Raw genomic sequence first — 11,609 nt, 5'->3', positions numbered from 1 at the left:
CATTTGTGTTTGCTGCCAATTCAGGGCTTCGGCCGTTGTTTCATAGCCTTTTGTTTCTGGGGCTGCCCCTGGCGGCCTGCACTTCCCCGTCTGCCAGGGCTGAGGTGTCTTCTGTGATGCCGGGTGATTCAGTTGTAATGGTGGCCGCTGGACCGCAATATGCGCGTAGCGCCCTGCATCAGTTTTTCTGGGGCCGGCACTACCGTAAGGTATGGGCGCAGCCGGTGCGGGTGCCGGTTATCAGCCTGCGCACCGTAATGCCCGGCGGGCTAACGCCTTTGCAGGCCGGCGGCAGCTTCCAGACCAAAAACCTGCGGCTGGTAGACGCGCAGGGCCGGGAGTTTGTGCTGCGCTCCGTGGATAAGGATGCCACCAAAGCCTTACCTGAGCGGCTGCAGAAGGGCCCGATAGGGCGCCTGATGAAAGATCAGACCAGCGTAATTCACCCCTACGGCGCTTACATTGTGCCCACGCTGGCCCAGGCGGCCGGCGTATTTCACACTAACCCCCGGCTGGTTTATGTAGGCGATGATCCGGCGCTGGGCTCATTCCGGAAGGAATACGCCAATGCCCTTTATCTGCTGGAGGAGCGCCCGGAAGGCAACCAGAGCACGGTAGCCAGCTTTGGCCGCTCTGCCCGGGTGGAAAGCTCCCGCAAAGTATTTACCCAGTTACTATACCATGCCAACCACCGCGTGGCTGCCCGCCAGTACCTGCGCGCCCGCCTGTTTGATATGTATTTAGGCGATTGGAGCCGGCGCGAAGACCAGTGGCGCTGGGCCAGCTTTCCTACCCCAGACGGGGGAGTGCGCTACGAAGCCATTCCGCGCGACCGGGACCATGCCTTTTTTAAGTTTGATGACGGGCTAATGACGCACATTGTGGCCTGGGTGAAAAGCAATTACCAGAGCTTTCACGAGGACATTCGCCTCTCCGACGTAGAGGGCCTGAATAAAGCGGCCCTGCCCATGGATAAGTCGCTGCTGGTGTACCTGAGCCGGCAGGACGTGCAGGAAGTAGCCGATTCCCTGCGGCAGCACCTCACCAATGAGGTAATTGACCGCGCCATTGCCCAGTGGCCGCCGGAAATCCTAGCTTTATCGCAGGAGGAGTTCCAGCGAAAGCTTCGCCACCGCCGCGACCAGCTGCCCGCCGTGGCTACTAAATTTTATGAGCTGCTGGCCCAGGAGGTAGAAGTGCCGGGCACCGATGAGCCGGAGCGTTTTGTGCTGGAACCGGCCGGCGCTGACCAAATACGCCTGAGCGTCTATCGGCGGCTCCCGGCCAATACGATTTCCGTGGATAGCTTAATAGGACGGCGCACCATCCGGGCCAATGAAACCCGCTCCCTCAGGCTTTTTGGCTTAGGAGGTAATGATGTTTTGGAAGTGCGCGGCAACCTGGATTTCGATAAGCCTATCGGTTTTTATGATGGCGCCGGCCAGGACAAGCTACAAGTTGCTGCAGCTACCCAGCTGGACAAAACCCGCATTACGCTGTACGACAGCGGCGACGGCAATGTATTTATAGCCCCTAAAAGCGTGGAGGTATCCAGCTACCAGCCCACTGCCCGGGATTTTGATGCCGCTGGCTGGCTGCTGCGGCACCGGCTTTACTAAGGCGCTGGCAGGTTAAAGCGAGCAAACCCAACGCACAGCTACCCCTTCATCAATAAAAACCTGCAAGCGGTAGGGCTGGGCGGTAGCCTGTGCCTGCAGCACAGCGTTTTTTAGATCAGGTACCGTATTAATTGCCTCCTGGCGCGCCGGGGCTATCAGGTAGGCTATCTGCAGAGTGCCGGGCAGCTCAGCGGCTACCATCGGCAAGAGTTGGTTGGCCACCCAGGTGGAGGGCACTGCATCCAGCTCCAGGCGGCGGCGCACATCAATCAGCCAGCGCGTGGCCCCAACGGCCCGCGCTGCCTCGCGGGCAGCCTGAAAGCCGGCCTGCAACTCGTTAAATGTTACATCCCGCAGCCACCGTAGCGCCAGCAGTTGTAAATCCGGACGGAAGGTAATGGTCAGGTAATCGGAGTTGAAGCCTGGGGCAGGAGTAGTGGGCATTGAAATTAATGCGCTGCGAAGGCAGCCGTAACGGCATTAGAAGTAAGTCTGGGCGAGGTGCCCTGTGCTTACAGACCGGCCCGGTGATCAGACAGGCCGGGGTTTGGGATGGAGTGTAATGGTTGCCCGGGAATAAGCTGCCCTCCCATAACCCAGTTGCGGGCCGCTGCCCGGTTGGCAAAATATCCGGTACTAAGGGGGGCCAACTGACCGGCCCGCTCCAGTAACTCCACCACCCCCGAGCGGATTGACTGGCTGCGGGATTCTACAATGGCCATGTGGGTGATATCTAGCTGAATAAACTGCGCAAACCATACCGTCCGGACCCAGATTTCATCTTCCAGGCTGATGCCCGGCATCTGTCGCAGATTGCTGATCCAAGCCCGCACATGGTATTCGCGGGCCAGCTCCAGCCCAATCTGCAAACCCGTGCGCAACTCTTCGCTGGTTGGTGGCCTTAACCATTCAGATTCCAGCGCGTGCGCGAAGCCATCATAATGAACGCGCAGATACGTGGTGTTGTAAAGTACCGACATAACCAGGGCAATTAGGTGTAGGGACCAACCAGACCGGAGTTGGCACAGGAAGATACCGTTTTTTTGCGGGCTCTCACTTGCCTTATTGAAAACAGACCAAGGATACCCAAAGGCTTTGAAAGGTTGCTTTACCGGTTGATTAATAAATCATTACCGAAACACCTTCACCTTGTCTTTATGCTTGGTGCGCAGGTACTGCCGGATAATCTGCTGCACGTCCTTATTGTCGTTGTAGCGGGTAATAGCCAGCTTAAAATCATCGAGGCGGCGGGCCGTGAAGGTTTCATCCACGTAGCCAAACCCCAGATAGCGCCCGTTCTCTACCACCACCAGGCTTTTCTCATCCTCGCGCCGGCCCTGGCCCATCACCACGAACGAGCCGTGCTCGTAGGTGAACGACTCAATGGCTTCCTCTACGCGCAGGTTGTATTCTTCCGGGGGCTCAAGGCCCAGGCAGGCGCCCTTGCAGCGGTGCACCTGGTAGTCAAAGCAGGAGCCCTGGGTTTTATACAAGTCGCAGAGCTTCTGGCAGAGGTTGAACTTGGATACTTTATGGAATAGAAAGCCTTTGGCTTTGTACTGGTTGCCCAGGGCAATCAGCGGATGGGATTCGGCGTGGTCATCGGCGCGGCCGTAGTACAAATGCTTATAGCCCTGCTCATCGGTGCGCAGGAAAATGCCCGCCGGAAACACCGAGCGCCGCTGCTGGCGGTTATACAGCGGTTTCATGCGCTTGATTTCGTGCGACTCATACAACAGCGCCACCAGCTCCGAGCCCGTCAGCTCCCAGGTAATGTCCGATATCGAATTCTTGAACTCAATGCTCTTGCGCGACTTGTAATCGACGGCGAAGTGCTGCTGAATGCGCTTGTAGATGTTGATGCTCTTGCCCACATAAATTACCTCCCCCTGCTCATTATGGAAGTAATACACCCCCGCCGACTGGGGTAGCGCGGCTACCTTCTGGGGGGTGATGTTGGGCGGCAGCAGCGCCGTTTTAATGGCATCCTGCACAGCTTTCACTTTGCGGGGCGAGGGCTGCTTGGCGGCGGGGCGGTTGCCGGCCGGGGCAGATATATCCAGGGCCGCCAGGGTATCGGCGGGGCTAATGGTGGGGTTCGTAAGGGCGTCTTCCTGCTGCGTAATCTTCAGCAGCCGGTCGAAGAGAATGGCCGTAGCGGCGGCGTCGCCGGCGGCGCGGTGGCGGCCGTTAAGCGGAATGCCAATGTTCTGGCACAGCTTGCCCAGGCTGTAGCTGGGCTGCCCCGGTATCAGGGAGCGGCTCAGGCGCACGGTGCACAGCGTTTTGCGCGAGTAGTTAAAGCCTAAGTCAGCAAACTCCTTTTTCATAAAGGAGTAATCGAAGCGCACGTTGTGGGCCACAAACACGCAGCCCTCCGTCATTTCCACCACTTTGCGCGCCACCTCATGAAACTTGGGCGCATCCCGCACCATATCATCGGTAATGCCCGTGAGCTGGGAGATGAAGAAGGGGATAGGCCGCCCAGGATTTAGCAGCGTATCAAACTGATCCACCACTTTTTCACCATCATGAATGAAGATGGCTATTTCCGTAATCCGGTCCTGGGCAGGCTGTCCGCCGGTTGTTTCAAGGTCAATAATGGCGTACAAAAGCGGCGCGGTATCAGGTAATGAACAATGCTAAGCAGATTGGTAACAAAGATAACCCATCCAAAGGTTGCAGCCATTTTTGTTCGATATCAGCGGCGGTAATTAACTAACCGTAAAGCAAAAAAGCCCACCCAAGGGGCAGGCTTTTTATATTCAGCTTTGAAAGTGAACCGCTTATTTAACGCGGCCTTTTTGCTGGGTCACCCAGTTTTTAGCCGACAGGATGTCGCCGTGCTGTTTTTGAATCACGCTGCGGGCTTCAACGGGCAAATCACTGGAGCGCAGAGCCGTTTCGTAGGCCTGCAGGGCCGTGGCATCACCGGTTTCGCACTCACCCAGAATGGCGGAGTCGTTGTGGCCCGTCACGGCTGATTTAATGTTGATCCAGCCCCGGTGCAGGGCGGCGGCGGCGTCCGTCAAAGCCCCTTCCACGGTGCCTTCTTGTTTGGTGTTAACGCCCCACTGGCGGGCTTTCTGTTCCAGCTCAGAAGCAAACTTGGCGCGCTGCTGGCTGAACTTGCTCAACTCAGAGCGCAGCTGGGGGTCGGTTACGCCCTCAGCGGCTTCTTGGTAGCCTTTGGTAGCAGTTTTATTTATTTCAACCAGGTCATTAAAGGCCCGGGCGGCAGGTGCAGTTAAGGCTGACATAAGCATGAATAGTTAAGTGAGTAGATAAATAAAAAAGCACGCCCGGCAGGCATAATCCTGCGCGAAGCGTGCTTTGTTATACTGGCTGGCTTAGGTGCGGGTTACGATTCCTGTCCCTTAATACGGTGCCAAAGTCGGGTAAAGAAGCCCGGCTCGCCGCCGGCCACACTCTTGATATTATCCTCACCTTCGGCAATATCGCCCAGCAAGAAGCCCCAGGGCTCCGTGATTTTGCTGGCATCCAGAATCACTTTCACTACCGCAATCAGCGGAATGCTCAGAATCATGCCCGGGGTGCCCCACAACTCTGCCCCCAGCACCAGCGCAATAATGGCGGCCATGGGGTTGATGCTTACCTGGGAGCCGGTAATCATAGGCGTGATAAAATTGCCCTCCAGAAACTGCACAATGGCAAAAACGCCTACCACGGCGGCCGCGTGCAGCGGGGAGCCGGTTTCCACCAGCGTAATAATGGCTGGCACGCTGGCTCCAATCATAATGCCGATGTAGGGAATAACGGCCAGCACCGAGGCGAAAATGGCGAAGAAGATGGCAAACTTCACCTGCAAAGCCAGCAGCCCGATGCCATTCAGAATAGCCACTACCACAATCACCTTAAACAGCCCGGAAATGTAGGCCTGCACCACCGTCTGAATATTATCCACGGTATTGAGCACGGTGGTGCGCTTATCCGGCGACACAAACCGGAACATAAACTGGCGCAGATGGTCGCGGTAGTACAGAAAGCAGAAGATGTAGATGGGCACCTGCAGCAGGTTGCTGACTACCGCCGAGGTGGTCTTAAACGTGGTGTTGAGGTAGCTGCCGCTGTCCTTTTTCAGGGACTTCATGGTAGATTGCTTCAGCTCCTCGTCCGAAATAGGGTCGATGCCGAAGCGCTGGCTGGCCCAGTCCTGAAACTGGTGGAAAACCTGGAAGAGCTTTTCCTGCAGCTTGGGTAGCTCACTCTTAAACTGCGTCAGCTGCGAGGCAAAGCCCAAGATAATGCCGGCAAACAGCAGGGCCATCAGCAACAGGCACATAATAATAGCCAGAATGCGGGGCACGCCGCGCCCCTCCAGCCACCGGCTGATGGGCAGCAGCAACAGCGTAAACAAGGCCGAAAAGAGCAGGGGAAGGAGTACATCATCCAGCACTTTGAGCGAATACACCGTGAGCACTGCGGCAATCAGCAGAAAAGCATACTGCACAATGGGAGTCTGCCTGACCTCCGAAGTAGGCTTGTGCGCAGTGCTGGGCAAGCGGGGTTGGGTAGAGGGAGGAAGCATTTGCTAAGTTTATTGGGATGGCAAAAGGAGGTTGGAGAAGAGTTTAAAGCTTATTTTGCCCTTTATGCAGGAACTTTTACTAAAAAAGTGAAGTTCGGAAGAGTTGAATTTGCTAAAAAATATAGCTTGCATGAAACGCGGAAAAACTCAATTTTCTGCGTTATTTTACCTCAAATTTGAATTCTGATTACCACATGGCAGCCGAAGAACTCACTCCCAGCACTACCCCCGACCACGGCTACAATGAGGATAGTATCCGCTCCCTGGACTGGCGCGAGCATATCCGTCTGCGGCCCGGCATGTACATCGGCAAGCTCGGCGACGGGTCTGCCTACGATGACGGTATCTACGTGCTGGTAAAGGAAGTGATTGATAACTCGATTGATGAGCACGTGATGGGTCACGGCCGCACTATCGATATCAAGATTTCCGACCACCGGGTGCAGGTGCGCGACTACGGCCGGGGCATTCCGCTGGGTAAGGTAGTAGATGTTGTCAGCAAGATTAACACGGGCGGTAAGTACGACAGCAAAGTTTTTCAGAAATCTGTGGGCTTGAACGGCGTGGGTACCAAAGCGGTTAACGCCCTGAGCAATTATTTTTTGGTGCAGAGCGTCCGCGAGGGCATCATGAAGTCGGCGGAGTTTAGTCAGGGTCAGTTGGTGCAGGACCCCAAGCCCCAGAAAACCAGCCAGCGTAACGGCACGCAAATCACCTTCCAGCCCGACGACACCATTTTCCGCAACTACCGCTTTATCCCGGAGTTTCTGGAAAGCCAGATCTGGAACTACGTGTACCTGAACGCGGGCCTCACCATCAACTTCAACGGCCAGAAGTTCTATTCTGAAAACGGCCTCTTGGACCTGCTGGCCCGCAAAGCCGACCCGGAGAGCCTGCGCTACCCCATTATTCACCTGAAGGGCGAGGATATTGAGCTGGCCCTCACGCACGGCAACGACTACGGTGAGGAGTACTACAGCTTCGTAAACGGCCAGTACACCACCCAGGGCGGTACCCACCTGGCCGCCTTCCGCGAGGCGGTGGTGAAAACCATCCGGGAGTTCTATAAGAAGGAGTTTGATGCCGCCGACATTCGCGGCTCCATTGTGGCCGCTATTTCGGTGCGTGTGCAGGAGCCCGTGTTTGAAAGTCAGACCAAAACCAAGCTGGGCTCCATGAACATGGGCCCCGACGGCCCCACGGTGCGTGGCTTCATTCTGGACTACGTTAAGGAGCACCTCGATAACTATCTGCACAAAAACCCGGCAACGGCCGAAGCCCTGCTCAAACGCATTATGCAGAGTGAGCGGGAGCGGAAGGACATGGCCGGCGTAAAAAAGCTGGCCAACCAGCGCGCCAAAAAAGCCAACCTGCACAACCGCAAGCTGCGCGACTGCCGCTTCCACCTGGGCGAAGGCAAGCCCGGCCAGGGAGAGCTGGCCACCTTGTTCATTACCGAGGGCGACTCCGCTTCGGGCTCCATCACCAAGAGCCGCAACGTGGAAACGGAAGCCGTTTTCTCCCTGCGTGGCAAGCCCCTGAACTGCTTCGGGCTGAAGAAGAAGATTGTGTATGAAAACGAGGAGCTGAACCTGCTGCAGCACGCCCTCAACATCGAAGAAGGCATTGAAAACCTGCGCTACAACCGCGTGGTTATTGCTACCGATGCCGATGTGGACGGTATGCACATCCGCCTGTTGCTGCTTACGTTCTTCCTGCAGTTCTTCCCGGATCTGGTCCGCAACGGGCACGTTTATATCCTGGAAACGCCGCTGTTCCGGGTGCGGAACAAGAAAACCACCATTTACTGCTACAACGAGCAGGAAAAGCAGCAGGCCATGCGCCAGCTGGGCCGCAACCCCGAAATCACCCGCTTTAAAGGCCTGGGTGAAATCTCGCCCGAAGAATTCGGTAAATTCATTGGCGAGAATATTCGCCTGGAACCCGTCATCTTGCAGTCGGAGCGCAGCATTCACCAGGTGCTCACTTACTACATGGGCAAAAACACCCCCGACCGTCAGAACTTCATCATCGACAACCTGCGTCTGGAAAAAGACCTGGTAACTTCTGATGTGCTGCCCGTGGAAGAAGTAGCTGAAGCCGATTTAGCGTAATTTTTAAACCTTCTGCTTTGCCAAAAAGCCGGCAGGAGAGAGGTACAAGAACAATAACCGTGGCAAGCGCCACAACCCTACTGTGTCAGAAGAGACAAACCCCCACGACGACCCCAGCCAGGAAGAGCAGCCCAACAACTTGTTCGGCGCCGGCGACTCCTTTGAGTTTGGGGCCGCGTCCAACCCTTCGGCTGAAGACGCTTCATCCGAAGATGAAGAGCAACTGGTCGTAAGTGAAACAGGCGAGCTGGTGCCGGAATCGGCGCTGGAAGCCGACGACACCGCGGAGCCGGAAGCAGAGGAAGAAACCGAAGAGAACACCAAATTCGCCCCCGGCGAGGCCGTGCACGATATGTCTTCCGTGCGCGGCATGTACCAGAACTGGTTTCTGGACTACGCCAGCTACGTCATTTTGGAGCGGGCTGTGCCCGCCATTGAGGATGGCCTGAAGCCCGTACAGCGCCGGATTCTGCATGCCATGAAGGAAATGGACGATGGCCGCTTCAACAAAGTAGCCAACGTCATCGGCCAGACCATGCAGTACCACCCCCACGGCGACGCCTCCATCGGCGACGCCATGGTGAACCTGGGCCAGAAAGACCTGCTGATTGAAACCCAGGGTAACTGGGGCGACATCCGCACCGGCGACGGCGCAGCTGCTCCCCGTTACATTGAAGCCCGCCTGAGCAAGTTTGCCTTGGATGTGGTGTTCAACCCCGATACCACCGAGTGGCAGATGAGCTACGACGGCCGCAAGCGCGAACCGACTACCCTGCCCGTGAAGTTTCCCTTGCTGCTGGCGCAGGGCGTGGAAGGCATTGCCGTGGGTTTGAGCACCAAGATCATGCCCCACAACTTCCGCGAGCTGTGCAAAGCCAGCATCGACGTGCTGAAGGGTCGTGACATCCAGCTGTTCCCCGACTTCCCGACGGGCGGCCTGTGCGACGTTACCAACTACAACGGGGGCTTGCGCGGGGCGAAAATCCGCCTGCGCGCCACCATTGAGAAGGCCGACAAGACCATGCTCATCATTCGCGACATTCCCTACGGCACCACCACCACGGCGCTGATGGAAAGCATCGTGAAGGCCTCGGAAGCGAACAAAATCAAGATCAAAAAGGTAGTCGATAACACGGCGGCCGAAGTGGAAATCCAGGTGCACCTGCCCACGGGCGTGTCGCCGGATCTGACCATGGATGCGCTCTACGCCTTCACCGATTGCGAAATCAGCATCTCGCCCAACACCTGCGTTATCATTGAGGACAAGCCCCGCTTTGTGGGCGTGGAGGACATGCTGCGCCTGAGCACCCAGAAAACGGTGCGGCTGCTGGAGCGGGAGCTGGAAATCAGGGAAAATGAGCTGCAGGAAAAGTGGCACTCGGCCTCCTTGGAGAAGATTTTCATCGAGAACCGCATCTACCGCAAAATTGAGGAATGCGAGACCTGGGCCGAAATCCTGGAGACCATTGATAAGGGGCTGAAGAAGTTTGTGCGCGTGCAAGGGGAGAAGGCTAAGGCCGACGACCAGCGCATTGTACTGCGCCGTGCCATTACGGAAGACGACCTCACCCGCCTGACGGAAATCCGCATCAAGCGTATTTCCAAGTTCGATGGGTTTAAGGCCGATGAGTACATTCAGCGCCTGGAAGCCGAGCTGGCGGAAGTTGCCGACCACATGGCCAACCTCACCCGCTACGCCATCAACTATTTCGAAGGGCTGCTGAAGAAGTACGGCGCGGGCCGCGAGCGGAAAACCCAGCTCCGCACTTTTGATGTGGTAACGGCCCAGAAAGTAGCCGTGGCCAACCAGAAGCTCTACGTCAACCGCAAGGATGGCTTTGTGGGCTACGGCCTCAAAAAGGACGAGCTGGTAGAATACATCTGCGACTGCTCCGACTTGGACGACATCATTGCCATTAAGCGCGACGGCACATTCATGGTAACGCGCATTGCCGAAAAGACCTTCGTGGGCAAGGATATTCTGCACGCCGGCGTCTACAACAAGAACGACGACCGGCTGGTGTACAACATGATTTACCAGGATGGCGCCTCCGGCATCAGCTTTGCCAAGCGCTTCCTGGTAACCGGCATCACCCGCGACAAATCCTACGACCTGACCAAAGGCACCAAGGGCACCAAAACGCTTTACCTCACCGCCAACCCCAACTCGGAGTCGGAAATTGTGAGTATTCAGCTTTCGGACAAAGCCCCGGCCCGCGTGAAGCAGTTTGATTTCGATTTTGCCGAGCTGGCCATCAAAGGCAAGGGCTCCATGGGCAACATCGTCACCAAGCAGCCCATCAAGAAAATCACCCAGAAAAGCCTCGGCGACTCCACGCTGGGTGGCCGCGAAGTGTTCTTTGATAGTGTGGTGGGCCGCCTGAACACCGCCGGCCACGGCCGCTACCTCGGCACCTTCGATACTGATAACACGGTGCTGGTGGTGTATAAGGATGGCAGCTACGAGCTGAAGTCACCGGACCCGGCGCTCCATTTTGACGTGCCCAACATCGTGCTGCTCCGCAAACTGGAGCCCGATACGGTGCTAAGCGCGGTGTATATGGATGGCGAGACGAAAATCCACTACGTGAAGCGGTTTAAGATTGAAACCAGCACGCTGGAAAAGCGCTTTATCTTCATCTCCGAAACCAAAGGCTCCAGGCTGCTGGCCGTAACGGCTAACCCTGAACCCGCCGTGGAAGTGAAGCTCCAGCGTGATAAAAAAGCCGATAAGGAATCGGAAACCATTCGTCTGCACGAATTTATCGACGTAAAAGGGTGGAAGGCCATGGGCAACAAGCTCAACTACTTCAAAGTGCACGGGATTACCCTGCTCACCGACGAAGGCCCCGAGCCGGAGCGCCGCGAAGTGGCCAAAAAGCGCGGTCCGGCCACGCTGCCGCGCCCAACGGCTGGCGGAATGGGCGCCGCCGAAGCCCCGTTGCCGGAGGAAAATGGTCCGGTGGATATTTCCGCCGAAGATGTAGCCCAGGCCCAGGCCGTGCTGCGTCGGCCCAAGTCTCAGCTCAAGCTGTTTTAAGCTTACCGTAAACCCACAAAAAAGCCCTGACCAATTGGATCAGGGCTTTTTTGTGGGTGTTATTTTGTTGTTGGTAATGCTCCAGCTTTTTCTGGAAGTTTCTCTCCTTTCGTTTCGGTACGATGCGCGGAAAAGCGCAGCTTTGCGCAAGGGTTCTTTTTTGCATCATGCACCGGTGGTTATTTTTTTTGTGGGTAATGCTTGCAGCGGGGCTTGGGTGCGCGCCAATGGCGGCCCGTGCCCAGGTGCCTGTGCCGGCAGCGGTAGAAAAGTCGGTGCCCAAGCCC

General features: G+C 56.6%; 9 protein-coding genes. 3 read left to right on the top strand and 6 right to left on the bottom strand.

Annotated features, from left to right (window positions below):
- The first annotated feature begins 104 nt into the window (after nt 1–104).
- Nucleotides 105–1,619, top strand: a complete 1,515-nt coding sequence (locus AM218_RS06520) for a hypothetical protein (protein WP_157547552.1) — start codon at nt 105–107, stop codon at nt 1,617–1,619.
- 12 nt (nt 1,620–1,631) lie between these two features.
- Here the strand turns inward: AM218_RS06520 and AM218_RS06515 are convergent, their stop codons facing one another.
- From AM218_RS06515 to AM218_RS06495, 5 genes are all read right to left on the bottom strand, one after another.
- Nucleotides 1,632–2,063: a hypothetical protein gene (locus AM218_RS06515; RefSeq protein WP_054412953.1), complete on the bottom strand. Its 432-nt coding sequence runs from the start codon at nt 2,061–2,063 to the stop codon at nt 1,632–1,634.
- Between the two features lie 68 nt (nt 2,064–2,131).
- Nucleotides 2,132–2,599 carry a hypothetical protein gene (locus tag AM218_RS06510; RefSeq protein WP_157547551.1) on the bottom strand — a complete coding sequence of 156 codons (468 nt, stop codon included), beginning with the start codon at nt 2,597–2,599 and terminating at the stop codon, nt 2,132–2,134.
- A 150-nt stretch (nt 2,600–2,749) separates the two neighbouring features.
- Nucleotides 2,750–4,231, bottom strand: a complete 1,482-nt coding sequence (locus AM218_RS06505) for an exonuclease domain-containing protein (RefSeq protein WP_054412949.1) — start codon at nt 4,229–4,231, stop codon at nt 2,750–2,752.
- A gap of 174 nt (nt 4,232–4,405) precedes the next feature.
- Nucleotides 4,406–4,879, bottom strand: coding sequence for a ferritin-like domain-containing protein (locus AM218_RS06500; RefSeq protein WP_054412947.1), 474 nt, complete (start codon nt 4,877–4,879; stop codon nt 4,406–4,408).
- A gap of 101 nt (nt 4,880–4,980) precedes the next feature.
- The gene (locus AM218_RS06495; protein WP_082318098.1) at nt 4,981–6,168 is read right to left on the bottom strand and encodes an AI-2E family transporter; all 1,188 of its coding nucleotides are present in this window, start codon (nt 6,166–6,168) and stop codon (nt 4,981–4,983) included.
- Nucleotides 6,169–6,362: 194 nt separating this feature from the next.
- Between AM218_RS06495 and AM218_RS06490 the strand changes: the two genes are divergently transcribed.
- Nucleotides 6,363–8,282 carry a DNA topoisomerase IV subunit B gene (locus tag AM218_RS06490; RefSeq protein WP_054415355.1) on the top strand — a complete coding sequence of 640 codons (1,920 nt, stop codon included), beginning with the start codon at nt 6,363–6,365 and terminating at the stop codon, nt 8,280–8,282.
- 352 nt (nt 8,283–8,634) lie between these two features.
- Complete coding sequence (locus tag AM218_RS06485) at nt 8,635–11,322, top strand: DNA gyrase/topoisomerase IV subunit A (protein ID WP_231717590.1); 2,688 nt, start codon at nt 8,635–8,637, stop codon at nt 11,320–11,322.
- Here AM218_RS06485 and AM218_RS16930 read toward each other — a convergent pair.
- Nucleotides 11,309–11,605 carry a hypothetical protein gene (locus AM218_RS16930; RefSeq protein ID WP_197274027.1) on the bottom strand — a complete coding sequence of 99 codons (297 nt, stop codon included), beginning with the start codon at nt 11,603–11,605 and terminating at the stop codon, nt 11,309–11,311. The genes AM218_RS06485 and AM218_RS16930 overlap by 14 nt on opposite strands.
- Between the last annotated feature and the right edge of the window lie 4 nt (nt 11,606–11,609).

Source organism: Hymenobacter sp. DG25A, assembly GCF_001280305.1.
In the GTDB taxonomy this organism is placed as follows: Bacteria; Bacteroidota; Bacteroidia; order Cytophagales; family Hymenobacteraceae; genus Hymenobacter.
This window is presented reverse-complemented; position numbering and strand designations above follow the sequence as displayed.